The organism is Vibrio sp. vnigr-6D03 (genome assembly GCF_002835515.1).
Classification (GTDB): Bacteria; Pseudomonadota; Gammaproteobacteria; order Enterobacterales; family Vibrionaceae; genus Vibrio; species Vibrio penaeicida.
In genome coordinates, this window is the sequence record NZ_PIZL01000019.1 from 183623 (window position 1) to 198235 (window position 14613).

Consider the following 14613-nt stretch of genomic DNA (forward strand, 5'->3'; position numbering starts at 1 on the left):
ATGAAAGGTTTCGCTAAATTAGTTTGGAGCAACCCCGTTGCTATGATTGGTGTCGTTATTCTGAGCCTATTCTTATTCATGGCTTTGGCTGCACCTATTATTACGAAACATGCGCCGGATAAGCGTACTGGTAAGCCACACGAATACCCTGGCTTTGTTGTAAAAGCCGCTCAGAACAACCCGGATGGCTTTATTGCTGAAAAGCTAGCTACAGACCGCCGTACTCTGCTTATGTCGAAAAAAGCAGACCATATTTTCGGAACAACTCGTATGGGTCGTGACGTATGGTCCCAGCTAGCATACGGTGCTCGCGTGTCGCTTTCAGTCGGCTTTGGTGCTGGTATTACCGTTTGTTTCCTAGCCACTATCATAGGTATCTCAGCCGGTTACTTCGGTGGTCGAGTCGATGACATTCTGACAGCCGCAATGAATATCATGCTTGTTATTCCACAATATCCGCTCCTGTTTGTACTGGCGGCATTTATTGGGGAGGCAGGACCGTTAACCATTGCCATCATAGTTGGGTGTACATCCTGGGCTTGGGGCGCAAGGGTTATTCGATCGCAAACACTGGCGTTGCGTGAGAAAGAGTTTGTTAAAGCGGCAGAAGTATTGGGTGAGTCTTCTTGGAGAATCATCTTCGTTGAAATCTTGCCAAACCTTATCCCAATTGTAGGTGCAAGCTTCATCGGTTCAGTTATGTACGCCATCATGATGGAAGCGACAATCTCGTTCCTAGGTCTTGGTGACCCAAGCACCATCAGCTGGGGCATCATGCTTTACAACGTGCAAACCTCTTCATCAATGCTCATTGGCGCTTGGTGGGAACTGGTTGCTCCATGTATGGCATTGACGCTTCTTGTTACTGGTCTTGCATTGCTTAACTTCGCAGTAGATGAAATTGCTAACCCACAGCTGCGTTCTCATAAAGGTATGAAGCGTTGGAAAAAACTCAACGCTCAAGACCAAAAAGAACGTCAGTCAGATCTTCCACCACAAAATGCACTTTGGAGCGGAGACAAGTAATCATGACTGAGCCACTCATTTCTGTAAAAGATTTGTGCGTGGACTACATTACAGACGCGGGCGATGTCCGCGCTTGTAACCACGTAAGTTTTGACATAGGTAAAGGGGAAGTTTTCGGGCTGGCTGGAGAGTCAGGCTGCGGAAAATCCACTGTTGCATTTTCACTGATGCGTCTTCATAAGCCGCCAGCATTCATTACTGGCGGACAGGTTATCTTCAATGGTGAAGATATCCTTAAATACGATGACGAGCGTATGCAGTCGTTCCGCTGGAGTGAAATGTCGATGGTGTTCCAGAGCGCTATGAATGCGCTCAACCCAGTCCTCACGATGGAAGAGCAATTCTGCGATGTCATTATGCGTCATACCAATATGACACGTGAACAAGCTGTACGTCGTGCAGAAGGGTTATTGGAAATTGTTGATATCCACCCTAGCCGCCTAAATGACTTCCCGCACCAATTCTCTGGCGGTATGCGTCAAAGGCTGGTTATCGCTATCGCGTTAGCACTAAATCCTAAGATGATCATTATGGATGAGCCAACTACAGCACTAGATGTGGTTGTACAGCGAGAAATCCTACAAAAGATCTACGCATTAAAAGAGGAATTTGGTTTCTCCATTCTCTTCATCACTCATGATATATCGTTGATGGTCGAATTCTCAGACCGCATCGGCATCATGTACTCAGGTGAATTGATTGAAGTTGCCCCTTCTAAGGAAATATTGGAAAGCCCATACCATCCATATACTAAAGGGCTGGGAAGTTCTTTCCCTCCATTAACAGGTCCAAAAACCAAGTTAACTGGCATTCCTGGCAACCCGCTGAACTTACTGGAAATTCCGCAGGGCTGTCGATTCCAATCACGTTGCGACCGCGTACACGAAGCATGTACGACTAATGCAACAACACTGCGTCAAATAGAACCAAACCGCTTCTCTAACTGCCATTTATATGGACAACCAATCGCGACGGCCAAAGCATAGAGCCAACAAAAAATAAAAAAAGCGAAAAGAGAAACTGGAGACAATTATGAGCAAAGATTTTGGCGAACTACTGGTTGAAGGCAAGAATGTCGTAAAAGACTTCCCTATCAACAGTAATTCCTTAAACCAACCTATGATGCGTGCCATTAACGACGTGTCATTCAAAATGTATAAAAGCCGCGGTCTGTCAGTGGTTGGAGAGTCTGGTTCAGGCAAATCCACAACAGCAAAAATGATCGCAAAAATGTACGCCCCAACTGAAGGCGTTATCGAATATAAAGGTCGTGACATTCAAGGCATTAGTAGTCGCAAAGACATGATGCATTATCGCGAAGGTGTTCAAATGGTATGGCAAGACCCGTTTGGTTCATTGAACCCAACGCATAATATCTTCCACCATATTGCACGCCCATTACTGATCCATAAGAAGATCACGTCTGGTAATAAAAAAGAGCTCGAAGAACGCGTATACGATCTTCTTGAGCAAGTCGGACTTATTCCGCCAAAAGAAACGGCAGAAAAGTTCCCCCACCAGCTTTCTGGTGGCCAACGCCAGCGTGTTAATTTGGCAAGAAACATTGCCGTTGGAGCTGAGGTCGTTTTGGCTGATGAACCAACCTCGATGTTAGACGTTTCTATCCGTGCAGGTGTACTAAACCTGATGGAAGAAATGAAGTTTGAAAAGCAGATGTCTTTGCTTTACATCACTCACGACATCGCAACTGCACGTTACATCGCTGAAGACTTAGCCGTTATGTACGTAGGTCATATGGTTGAGTGGGGAGACACTGAAGAGATCATTCACGATCCTCAACACCCTTACACTCAGCTTTTAGTATCGGCAGTGCCGGATCCAAAGAAATCGATCCATGAAAAGTTGAAAGGCAACAAAGGGGACATCCCTCTCTGGACACCAGAGTCGGCAGGTTGTCCGTTTGCTGGTCGCTGTACCCACGTTTCCGATAAATGCAAAGAGCAGCTACCGGGCGTTACTCAGCTATCAGACAATCACTTTGTCCGTTGCTATCTGTACGAAAACTGATCTGTACGAAAACCAAGCTTCGCAAGAAGAAAGCTATAAAAGATATTGAGGCACCGATTTGTGCCTCACTGATTTAATTTACGGGAGAACCCAATGCAACTCTTAACTAACCAGATAGGCTATGAGGCTTCAGGCGCTAAGCACGCGGTGCTTTGTGTTGACCAAGCACTCGAAAAAGGCAGCCTGGCTCTACTGGTAAGAGCAGACTCTAAAGACAGCGTTTCTGGAAGCATTGGTTCGGAAGACATGGCTTCTAAGAAGACAGCGTCTGAAGAAATTGTTGCTTCATTCCAGATTGGTGAAGCCACTCAAGTTGCTCACTGGCATCAAGGGCTATTTTGCGAAATCGACTTTTCAGAATTTTCGGAATCTGGTCGCTTCTTGCTGCAAGTTAATGAGTTGCAATCTTCTCCCTTCGATATTCGCGAAGGTGTGTTGATGAACACTACCTTCTCGGATGTCCTTCATTATTTTAAATCCCAACGTTGTGGTGGGATTTACGAGAAACAAGATCGCACTATCCCTCTATTGAACTCAGACAAAACTGTCGACGTTCGAGGTGGTTGGTACGATGCATCAGGTGACGTTAGTAAATATATGAGCCACCTGTCTTATGCCAATTTTTTAAACCCTCAACAAACTCCAATGGTCGTATGGAATATGTTGAAAGGCTTAGAGTTAGTGGAGGAACGCTCTGACTTTGCAGCATATTCTCGGGTGAGGCTAATAGAGGAAGCACTGTTTGGTGCCGACTTCTTAGCCCGTATGCAACACCCGGAGGGTTTCTTTTATATGACGGTCTTTGACAAATGGAGCAAAGACATAAAGCAACGGGAGATTTGTGCCTACGAAACGCAGGACGGCCACAAAAAAGACGACTACCATGCAGGTTTTCGTCAAGGTGGCGGAATAGCAATCGCAGCCCTAGCTTCCGCTTCTCGGCTAGATATGTGTGGCGAATTTTCGCAAGAACATTACCTAGAAGCGGCAGAAAAAGGCTACTGGCACTTAAAGGAGTACAATACTCGCTACCTCAATGATGGTGTAGAGAACATTATTGATGAGTATTGTGCATTGATGGCCAGTGTTGAGCTGTACCGCTCCACTGGCGAGCAATGCTACCTGTCGGAGGCGCAAATGTGGGCGAACCGCCTATCGTTACGCCAGCTGACCGACGCACGTTTTGAACATTACTGGGCTGCCACAGACGATGGCAGTCGCCCTTATTATCACGCAGCAGAAGCGGGGTTACCCGTTATTGCTCTTTGTGAATATTTGTCTATTGAAAGACGCGAATCGCAAAAAGAAAAAGTCCAAGAAGTCATCAATAAAGCGGTTGAGTTCGAATTTAATATCACTCATCACGTGGATAACCCATTTGGTTACCCTCGCCAATACGTTAAGTCGGTAAATGGCGTAAAACGAGATACATTCTTCGTCGCACACGAAAATGAATCTGGGTATTGGTGGCAAGGCGAAAATGCTCGCTTGGGCTCTCTTTCAAGCATGGTTTACCTTGCGAAGCCATATCTCACTGAATCGTTGCAAACTAGAGCTCAAGCTTATGCTCAGCGCTGTCTCGACTGGATCGTTGGTCTCAATCCCTATGACATGTGCATGCTAGATGGATACGGAAAAAACAACCCAGATTATTTACCACAATATGGTTTTTATAACGCCAAAGGCGGTATTTGCAACGGGATAACAGGTGGCTTTGACGACGAAGAAGACATCGCTTTCAACCCAGAAGGTCAGAAAGACGACATGCTTCAAAACTGGCGTTGGGGTGAACAATGGATCCCGCATGGCGCTTGGTACTTGCTTGCCATCATGGCGCAGTTTTCTGTTCAAACACAAGACGTAGGTCAACCTCAGGATTCAAACGAATGACTCAGTATTTTGTCGGTATCGACGGCGGCGGCACCTCGTGTCGAGCTCGCATTAGAAATGAACAAGGCGAAACACTAGGCGAAGCCAAAAGTGGAAGTGCCAATATCATGTTAGGTGTCCAATTAGCCATGGATTCCATTATTACGGCAGTAACAGAAGCCGCTAAACAAGGTGGTTTATCTGATGCCGATTTAAATAACATGCATCTTGGCATGGCATTGGCTGGGGCTGAACAAGAATCCTTCTGGCAAGATTTTATGGCTCTGCCACACCCTTTTGCCAACATCGTGCTGAATACAGACGCCTATGGTGCATGTTTGGGTGCTCACAATGGTGAAAATGGCGCCATTATGATCGCCGGAACTGGGTCTTGCGGTATTTTGCTGAAAGACGGCGAACAGCATGTTGTCGGTGGACGAGAGTTTCCTATCTCGGATCAAGGTGGCGGCGCCGTTATGGGGTTACACCTCATTCAACAGGTGCTATTAGCTGAAGACGGGATCGTTGCAAAAACACCGCTATCTCAACATGTCATGAACCATTTCGACAATAACATAGACAATATCGTGACTTGGTCTAAAACAGCAAAGCCTCGTGATTATGGTCAGTTCTCTCCCGCGATTTTCGAGCACGCCTACCAAGGTGATGAACTGGGTATAAAAATGCTTAAGCAAACTGCTTCCGATGTTGAAATGTTCTTAGTGGCATTGAACAAAAGAGGGGCAGAACGCATCGCTCTAATGGGCAGTATTGGCGAACGCATCGTCCAATGGCTATCTCCCCCTGTACAAAACTGGATTGTGACACCTAAACACGATGCCATCGAAGGCGGCATCATGATGGCGGGCAAACCAGAGCACAACCTATTTACTCTGAGGTAATATTTATGAATTATCGTGTCGATCTTGCTGTACTTTCAGAGCAAAATGGCGTCGCTCGCTTTGGTCTTACTCTCCATAATTTGAGTGATCAGGATATCTCTTCTTGGGCACTGCATTTTTCATTAGATCGATACATCCTTACGGATACCTTAACGCAAGGCAATGTAGAGCAAGTCGGTAGCCATTGCATTCTCACGCCTCAGAATAGTGAAGCCCTTGCTGCCAACCATCATTACTTTATCGAATTTTCGACGAATACATTCCCATTTCGCTATCTTGCCGATGGTATTGATGATGCCTACCTTGAAATCAAACAAGGCGAAGGTTCGAAAAACCTATCAGTTGATATTACGCCCATTGCTCTCTTGTCTCCTTACAAGAAGCGCGAAAGCATTCCACAAGTAGAAGCGGCAGATATCGCATTAATTCCCAAACCAAGCAGCATTACGCAGCAGGATGGAACATTTGCGCTCACTGAGGTGACCGGTGTTTCAGTTTCGACATCGTTAGCGGAGGAAGCAACGGAATGGCTGATAGAAGAATTAGCCCATACGGCTAGTATCAACCTGACACGCAACGAAAATGGAAATGTCATCTTTAGGAGCAATCCTACGCTCGATAAAGGTCATTACAACCTTACCGTTCAAGAGCAGTCAATAACATTAGAGTCCGGATCTCGCTCTGGTTTTATGCATGCATGTGCAAGTTTGATGCAGCTTATCTCGGCTAAGCAGGTCAATACTCACGTTCCATGCGTAGCCATTAAAGACAACCCGAGATACAGCTACCGCGGCATGATGCTCGATTGCGCAAGGCATTTTCACAGCGTTGAGCAAGTTAAGAAGATGATTAACCATCTTGCTTACTACAAGTTTAACTACTTCCATTGGCACCTAACCGATGACGAAGGCTGGCGAATCGAGATTAAAGCGTTTCCAGAGTTAACTGACATCGGTGCTAAACGCGGACCTGGAATGGCAAATGATGCCCAATACAGCCATTTAGCCACACCTTATGATGGTTTCTATACGCAAGAAGACATAAAGGACGTCATCGAATACGCCGCGCAACGTGCCATTACGGTAATACCTGAAATTGATATTCCTGGTCACTGCCGCGCAGCGATCAAAGCTTTGCCCGACTTATTAGTCGATAAAGAAGATCAATCCGAATATTTAAGTATCCAAAACTACTCCGACAATGTGCTTTCTCCAGCCATTGATGGCACTTACCAGTTCTTGGATACCGTGCTCACCGAAGTTTCAGATTTGTTCCCTTCGCCTTACGTTCACATTGGTGCAGATGAAGTTCCCAAAAATGTTTGGACCAAAAGCCCTCGTTGCCAAGCAATGATGAAAGAGTTTGGTTATGAAGATGCCAAAGAACTGCAAGGACATCTATTACGCCACGCTGAGAAAAAGCTGAAGTCCCTCGGAAAACGCATGTTGGGCTGGGAAGAAGCGAAACACGGCAATAAAGTCTCTAAAGAGACCGTTATTTATTCTTGGGTGAACGAAGAAGCTGCATTGGAATGTGCAAAAGATGGGTTTGACGTCGTGCTTCAACCTGCTCAAACCACGTACCTCGACATGACACAAGACTACGCGCCAGAAGAGCCGGGAGTCGACTGGGCCAACCCAATCCCTCTTGAGCTGGCTTACCACTATGAACCATTAAATAAAGTTTCAGATGATGACCCAATTCGCCAAAGAATCTGGGGAATTCAGTGCGCCTTATGGTGTGAAAAAATATCAGACCCATCTCGTCTTGAATACATGGTATTCCCACGAATTTCTGCACTAGCGGAAGTCAGTTGGAGCCAAACCAAACAACGAGATTGGCTGGACTATTTGTCCAGATTGAAAGGACATCTGCCTCATTGGCAACGCTTGGGCGTGAATTACCGCTCGCCTTGGCAAGATTAACATTGCGTCAAGCAACGGCTTAGACGAAGAAATTACTCGTTTTTTTACTGCAACCCTTCGCAGTTTGTTTAAAAGGAAAGAACCATGAAATACGGCTATTTCGATAACGATAATCGTGAATATGTCATTACGCGTCCAGATGCACCAGCGCCATGGACAAACTACTTAGGCACGGAAAAGTTCTGTACTGTGATTTCTCATAACGCAGGTGGTTACTCATTCTATAACTCTCCAGAATACAACCGTGTCACTAAGTTTCGTCCAAATGCGACACTTGATCGCCCAGGGCATTACGTTTACCTGCGTGACGATGAAACAGGTGATTACTGGTCAATTTCATGGCAGCCAGTGGCAAAAAGCCTAGATGAAGCGAACTACGAAGTTCGTCATGGTCTTTCTTACTCAAAATTCAAATGTGAATATGCGGGTATTACTGCGACCAAAACACTGTTTGTACCAAAAGGCGAAGATGCAGAAATCTGGGATGTTGTTCTTAAAAACACATCAGATAAGCCTCGTACCATCAGTGCGTTTTCTTTTGTTGAATTCTCGTTCAGCCATATCCAATCAGATAACCAAAACCACCAAATGTCTCTGTACTCTGCAGGTACAGAATACAAAGAGGGTGTGATTGAGTATGACCTGTACTACAACACAAATGACTTTGAAGGCTTCTACTACCTGGCTTCTACGTTCAGCCCAGATTCATACGATGGTCAGCGAGACAGTTTCCTAGGTGCTTACCGCGACGAAGCAAACCCAATCGCAGTTGAAAACGGCAAGTGTTCTAACACTGCGCAAACTTGTTACAACCACTGTGGATCATTGCACAAGCAATTCACTATCCAACCGGGTGAAGAAGTGCGTTTTGCGTACATTCTAGGTATTGGTAAAGGCAACGGCGAGCGCCTGCGTGAAAAGTACCAAGACCTCAATGAAGTGGATGCCGCATTTGATGGCATTAAAGCCCACTGGGACGAGCGTTGTGCCAAGTTCCAAGTGAAGTCACCAAACGAAGGCTTGGATACCATGATCAACACATGGACGCTATACCAAGCAGAAACATGTGTAGTTTGGTCTCGCTTTGCTTCTTTCATTGAAGTAGGTGGTCGTACTGGTTTGGGTTACCGCGATACCGCGCAAGATGCCATTTCGGTGCCTCACTCCAATGCTGAAATGACACGTAAGCGTCTCGTCGATCTTCTACGTGGTCAGGTTAAAGCGGGCTACGGCTTGCACCTATTTGATCCTGATTGGTTTGATCCTGAAAAAGCTGACGTTGAGCCTTCGAAATCGCCTACCGTCGTTCCTACGCCTTCAGACGAAGACAAGATCCACGGTATTGAAGATACATGTTCAGATGATCACTTATGGTTGGTTCCTACTATCTGTAAGTACGTTATGGAAACGGGTGAAGAAAGTTTCTTCGACGAAAGTATTCCATACGCAGACGGTGGCGATGCGTCCGTTTATGACCACATGAAAGCTGCCCTAGACTTCTCGGCTAAATACGTTGGACAAACAGGTATTTGTAAAGGTCTGCGCGCAGACTGGAACGACTGTCTGAACCTAGGTGGCGGTGAGTCATCTATGGTGTCATTCCTTCATTTCTGGGCACTGCAAGAATTTATCGACCTCGCGAAATACCGTGGCAACGATGAAGATGTTGCTAAGTACACTGAAATGGCAGCAAACGTTCGTGAAGCGTGTGAAACGCACCTTTGGGACGACGAAGGTGGCTGGTACATCCGTGGTCTAACAAAGAATGGTGAAAAAATTGGTACAGCCCAGCAAAAAGAAGGGCGTGTACACCTAGAGTCCAATACTCTGGCGGTGTTATCTGGCGCGGTATCTCAAGAGCGCGGCGAAAAAGCAATGGACGCGGTTGATGAGAACCTATTCTCTGAATACGGCTTGCACCTAAACGCGCCTTCTTTCGCTACTCCAAACGACGACATCGGCTTTGTTACTCGTGTTTATCAAGGCGTAAAAGAAAACGGTGCGATCTTCTCTCACCCGAACCCTTGGGCATGGGTTGCAGAAGCGAAATTGGGCCGTGGCGACCGTGCAATGAAGTTCTTCGATGCACTGAACCCATACAACCAAAACGAGAACATCGAAAAGCGTGTTGCTGAACCTTACTCCTACGTTCAGTTCATCATGGGTCGCGACCACCAAGATCATGGCCGTGCAAACCACCCTTGGTTGACGGGTACTTCTGGCTGGGCATATTTCGCCGTGACCAACTTTATTCTTGGTGTAAGTGCTGGATTTGAAGGCTTAAGTATTGATCCTTGTATCCCAACCGAATGGCCTGGATTTGAAGTGACGCGTCAATGGCGTGGAGCAACGTACAACATTAAAGTGCAAAACCCAGATTCCGTCAGCAAGGGCGTGAAATCTATCACTGTGAATGGCGAAGCGGTAAGCGGCGTAGTTCCAGTACAAGCTGAAGGCAGTATCAACGACGTTGTCGTTGTTCTTGGCTAGCTCTTAGTTGGTCTTAGATAACCTAACGGTTCTTGGACAATTTTTTGGTGGGAGAGCTTTCTCCCACCCATTTATTTTTTGGTTCATTGCGAACCGCGGAGAGAAATAGGATTTTAATATGATTAAGTTCGGTACAGGTGGCTGGCGCGCCTTTATCGGCGAAGAGTTCACCAAAGACAACGTTCGTCTGGTGGCTCAAGCCGTAGCCAATATCATGTTAAACGAAAAAGTAGAGGACAAAGGTTTCATTGTCGGTTACGACAGACGCTTCCTTTCTGATAAAGCAGGCAGCTGGTTTGCAGAAGTGCTTGCCGCAAATGGCATCACCGTCAGCTTTATCAACAAGTTTGTTCCTACACCAATTGTGATGTTTAAAGCAAAAGAGATGGGCTGTGCCTACTCAGCTTGTATTACTGCATCGCACAACCCTGCCGATTACAATGGCATAAAAGTCTTCATTGAAGGCGGTCGTGACGCAGACGAAATCATCACGCAGAAGATTGAAGATCAAATCTCAACGCTTACACTTGATCAAGTCAAAAGTACCGACTTTGAGCAAGCTGTAGCCGACAAAACCATCATCGAAATCAACCCAATGAACGAGTTCGTTGACTCGATCATTAACTTTATTGATATCGAAGCGATCAAAAAAGCCAACTTGCGTGTTCTGATCGATCCTATGTTCGGTGTTGCAAAGAACGCACTGCAAACGGTACTGATCAATGGTCGTTGTGATGTCGATGTGATCAATGATGGAAAGAACCCAGATTTTGGCGGCTTGATGCCTTCTCCTAGTGCAGCCACACTTTACCGACTAAAGCATTTGGTTGCCGCTGAAGGGTATGACATTGGTATCGGTACCGATGGCGATGCTGACCGCTTGGGCATTATTGATGAAAAAGGTGACTTCATTCACCCCAATGAAGTTCTAATTCTGCTGTACTACTATTTGCTGAAGTACAAAGGTTGGAAAGGGTCGGTTGTACGTAACATCGCAACGACTCACCTCCTAGATAAGATTGCGGAAGATAACGGCGAAAAATCTTTTGAAGTGCCGGTTGGCTTTAAGCATATCAGCTCTCAAATGGAAGCAGATGATTCCTTGATTGGTGGTGAAAGCTCAGGCGGTTTGACCATTCGTGGTCACATCAAAGGCAAAGACGGTGTGTTCGCATCCAGCCTTTTGGTTGAGATGATCAGTGTTACAGGTAAGAAACTCTCTGAATTGCTGGATGAGATCTACAGCCAATATGGCTATGCCTATACTGCTGAAGGTGATTGCACCTTTAAACCAAGCCAGAAAGAAGCACTTTACAACAAGATCTATGTTGAAAAGCAGCTCCCTGAGTTTGAATTTGAAATTGAAAAAGTCAGCTATGAAGACGGCGCAAAAGTTTACTTTAAAAATGGTGGCTGGGTGATCGCAAGATTCTCAGGTACTGAACCCTTGCTTCGTATCTTCTCTGAAATGAAAGACAAAGAAACTGCTGAAGCGACCGTTGCTTTGGTCAAAGAGTTCTTGTCACTCTGATCCTAAAGAACAATTGTCACAATTATTCTTTACGATACTTTGGACGCACCGAGTTGCTAGTCACAGCTCGGTGTTCACCTATCAATTGATGGTGATATACCCCTATAGGTCCAAAAACAAAGCCCAGCAATTGCTGGGCTTTATCCTTTCTGTTTCTAAATCAGGTTTTCGTCAAAACGCTAAAACGCCATCCGACTCTATCTGAACATTCACTTTTTGGTTGATATCTAGCGCTTCAGAAGAACTGGCAATCAAACGTGTGCCATTGGCTTCTATGACGTAGCGACAGTGGTCACCCATAAATTGCTGCTCAAGAATATGAATGCTGCTTTCACTATCAGCACTCACCTTAACATGCTGAGGACGCAGCAATAATTCACACTCTTGATCCATCCGAATCTCCGACTGAGCTAAAGCCCCTAATACGCCAAACGCGGTATCGAATTGATTACTCGCTACACGTTTTGCGGGCAGATAACTTCCTCCACCAAGAAAGTCTGCAACGAATTTACTGGAAGGTTGGTAATACAGCTCAGATGCACTGCCAAACTGCTCAATCACACCATTATTCATCACCGCCATTTTATCGGAGAAGGCAAACGCTTCTTCACGGCTATGCGTTACAAAAATTGCGGTTACGCCTTGAGCTTTAAAGATCTTACGTATTTCTCGGATCAACTCATGGCGCACTTGAGTATCGATATTTGAAAATGGTTCGTCTAGCAATAAAAGATCGGGCTTGTACGCCAATGAACGAGCGATAGCGACACGCTGCTGTTGACCACCAGATAACTGATGAGGAAAACGATCGCCAAATTCGTCCAATTTAACGAGCTTAAGCATTTCTGCCACTTTGTTCGTTTTCTCAGCTTCATTACTCGTGCGCAGTCCAAAGCCTACATTTTGTTCCACGGTCAAATGAGGGAATAAGGCGTAATCTTGGAAAATCATGCCAATATTGCGCTTTTCTGGCGGCACCCAATCTTTACCGTTATCAATGGTTTGGCAGTTAAGGGTCATCGTCCCACTCGCCAATGGAAGCAAACCTGCGATTGCTTTTAGCAGTGTTGTTTTGCCACAACCACTCGCCCCAAGCAAACATACAATTTCACCGTGTTCAACGGTCAAAGATAATGATTCCAGCACTGTCTGGGTTTGGTACTGACACGTCAGATTTTCAATTGTTAATGCACAACTCATCAGTGATTTTGCTCCAGTGAACGGTTAACCATAATCAAGGGGATAAGTCCCACAAGCACCAACAGAACAGCCGGCATTGCCGCCAGCTCTAGCTGTTCGTCTGACGCGTAGTTAAAAACGTACGTTGCCAGTGTTTCAAAATTAAAAGGACGTAAAAGCAAGGAGGCATTGAGTTCTTTCATACACTCAATAAAAACAAGTAACCCCGCAATCAACGCACCACGTCTCACTAATGGTAGGTGGATTTTTCTAAGCATTTCATTGGCATTGCAACCCATGGTGCGTGTCGCCATATCCAAAGAAGGCGATATCTTGTTCATACTGCTTTCCACACTGCCTATCGCAACAGCCGAGAATCGAACCACCATGGCAAAAATAAGTGCAAACATAGAGCCAGACAGCAATAACCCCGGCGGGGTAAGTTCCATCCATTTTGCAAAGTCGTTGATGCCATGCTCTACCGTGTTAACAAAGGTCATTACACCAATGGCAAGGACCGTTCCCGGTACGGCATAACCCATGGAAGAAAAGCGCATCGACATAACACTGTTTTTCCCTGGATTGACTCGTTGACAGAAGTTCACAATTAGGGCGACAGCGACACCAAACACTGCTGCAGTGAGTGATACCTGTAGGCTATTCAATGAATATTGGCGAAATTCATCTGTCCAACTTTGTGCAAAATAGGTATACGCGTACGAACACAATTGTAGAAGCGGTAAAATGAACGCGGCTGAGACCAGCCCCCAGCACCACACTAGAGCTGCCCATTTCTTCCACCCTTGAAGTTCGTACCTCACGTCTTCATGGCTATTAAAATGAGTTTGAAACAACTTTTGTCTGCGGCGACTGTAACGTTCTGCGCTGATCAATAAGATCACGACCATTAGCATAATAGAAGATATCTTAGCCGCTGCTGGTAATTCTGAATGATCAAGCCATGTATCATAGACAGCAGTAGTTAGCGTATGAACCGCAAAGTAGTTTACGGTACCAAAGTCACCAATGGTTTCCATCGCAACAAGTGAAAGCCCCACCGCAATGGAAGGTCTTGCCAACGGCATCGAAATTCGAAAGAAGCTAGTAATAGGCGAGCATTTGAGCAAACGAGCGGATTGAAGCAACGAAACATTCTGCTCCATAAAGGCAGCACGCCCTAAAAGGTATACGTAAGGATATAGAACCAAAGCGAGAATAATAACCGCGCCAGTCAGCGTTCGAATATCAGGAAACCAATACTCACCCGGCCCCCACCCCGTCAGATCCCTGAGTAACATCTGAATCGGACCTGGAAAATCAAACCAGTCCGTATAGACGTAGGCAACAATGTAACTTGGCATTGCTAATGGAAGTACCAATGCCCATTGCAGAATTTTTTCAGTAGGAAGCTTACACATAGCCATAAGCCATGCGCTGGGTACACCGAGTAAAATCGAAAGCAGCATAACACCGGCAACAAGTTTTATGGTGTTTGCTATGTAGATAGGCAGGACGGTACTCATCAGATGCGGAAAGATATCCGATGGACCAATGGACATATAAAAAATGGCAATTATTGGTAGTGCCAACAGTCCAGCAACACTCCAGCTGCTGATTTTCCAAGTAGTATGATTTTCTTTCATTGCCCAACGACTTCAAAGCA

The 14613-nt window shown here is 45.7% G+C and carries 10 protein-coding genes; 8 read left to right on the plus strand and 2 right to left on the minus strand.

The window, feature by feature from the left end; translation table 11 throughout:
- The 8 genes from CW749_RS15985 (at position 1) to CW749_RS16020 (ending at position 11771) form a co-directional block, all read left to right on the plus strand.
- Positions 1-1026, plus strand: a complete 1026-nt coding sequence (locus CW749_RS15985) for an ABC transporter permease (protein ID WP_101113266.1) — start codon at positions 1-3, stop codon at positions 1024-1026.
- 2 nt (positions 1027-1028) lie between these two features.
- Positions 1029-2012 carry an ABC transporter ATP-binding protein gene (locus CW749_RS15990; RefSeq protein ID WP_101113267.1) on the plus strand — a complete coding sequence of 328 codons (984 nt, stop codon included), beginning with the start codon at positions 1029-1031 and terminating at the stop codon, positions 2010-2012.
- Between the two features lie 46 nt (positions 2013-2058).
- Positions 2059-3054: an ABC transporter ATP-binding protein gene (locus CW749_RS15995; RefSeq protein WP_101113268.1), complete on the plus strand. Its 996-nt coding sequence runs from the start codon at positions 2059-2061 to the stop codon at positions 3052-3054.
- Between the two features lie 93 nt (positions 3055-3147).
- A complete protein-coding gene (locus tag CW749_RS16000) occupies positions 3148-4944 on the plus strand; it encodes a glycoside hydrolase family 9 protein (RefSeq protein WP_101113269.1) in 1797 nt (598 codons plus the stop codon).
- Entirely contained in the window at positions 4941-5825 is an 885-nt protein-coding gene (locus CW749_RS16005) for an N-acetylglucosamine kinase (protein ID WP_101113270.1), read from the plus strand. Before CW749_RS16000 ends, CW749_RS16005 begins: the two co-directional genes overlap by 4 nt.
- Before the next feature lie 5 nt (positions 5826-5830).
- Positions 5831-7750: a family 20 glycosylhydrolase gene (locus tag CW749_RS16010; protein WP_101113271.1), complete on the plus strand. Its 1920-nt coding sequence runs from the start codon at positions 5831-5833 to the stop codon at positions 7748-7750.
- An 84-nt stretch (positions 7751-7834) separates the two neighbouring features.
- Positions 7835-10240, plus strand: coding sequence for a N,N'-diacetylchitobiose phosphorylase (locus CW749_RS16015; RefSeq protein WP_101113272.1), 2406 nt, complete (start codon positions 7835-7837; stop codon positions 10238-10240).
- 118 nt (positions 10241-10358) lie between these two features.
- On the plus strand, positions 10359-11771 hold the full coding sequence (locus CW749_RS16020) for a phosphoglucomutase/phosphomannomutase family protein (protein WP_101113273.1): 1413 nt from the start codon (positions 10359-10361) through the stop codon (positions 11769-11771).
- Between the two features lie 171 nt (positions 11772-11942).
- Here CW749_RS16020 and CW749_RS16025 read toward each other — a convergent pair whose 3' ends face one another.
- Both CW749_RS16025 and CW749_RS16030 read right to left on the minus strand, forming a co-directional pair.
- Complete coding sequence (locus CW749_RS16025; protein WP_101113274.1) at positions 11943-12971, minus strand: ABC transporter ATP-binding protein; 1029 nt, start codon at positions 12969-12971, stop codon at positions 11943-11945.
- Positions 12971-14593 (minus strand): iron ABC transporter permease, encoded by a 1623-nt coding sequence (locus CW749_RS16030; RefSeq protein ID WP_101113275.1) that lies wholly within the window; start codon positions 14591-14593, stop codon positions 12971-12973. The genes CW749_RS16025 and CW749_RS16030 overlap by 1 nt, the downstream gene beginning before the upstream one ends.
- Positions 14594-14613 lie beyond the last annotated feature (20 nt).

Coding starts and splice junctions, on each gene's coding strand:
- CW749_RS16005 (WP_101113270.1), top strand. CDS start 4,941: ATGACTCAGTATTTTGTCGGTATCGACGGCGGCGGCACCTCGTGTCGA.
- CW749_RS16020 (WP_101113273.1), top strand. CDS start 10,359: ATGATTAAGTTCGGTACAGGTGGCTGGCGCGCCTTTATCGGCGAAGAG.
- CW749_RS15985 (WP_101113266.1), top strand. CDS start 1: ATGAAAGGTTTCGCTAAATTAGTTTGGAGCAACCCCGTTGCTATGATT.
- CW749_RS16025 (WP_101113274.1), bottom strand. CDS start 12,971: ATGAGTTGTGCATTAACAATTGAAAATCTGACGTGTCAGTACCAAACC.
- CW749_RS16015 (WP_101113272.1), top strand. CDS start 7,835: ATGAAATACGGCTATTTCGATAACGATAATCGTGAATATGTCATTACG.
- CW749_RS15995 (WP_101113268.1), top strand. CDS start 2,059: ATGAGCAAAGATTTTGGCGAACTACTGGTTGAAGGCAAGAATGTCGTA.
- CW749_RS16010 (WP_101113271.1), top strand. CDS start 5,831: ATGAATTATCGTGTCGATCTTGCTGTACTTTCAGAGCAAAATGGCGTC.
- CW749_RS16030 (WP_101113275.1), bottom strand. CDS start 14,593: ATGAAAGAAAATCATACTACTTGGAAAATCAGCAGCTGGAGTGTTGCT.
- CW749_RS16000 (WP_101113269.1), top strand. CDS start 3,148: ATGCAACTCTTAACTAACCAGATAGGCTATGAGGCTTCAGGCGCTAAG.
- CW749_RS15990 (WP_101113267.1), top strand. CDS start 1,029: ATGACTGAGCCACTCATTTCTGTAAAAGATTTGTGCGTGGACTACATT.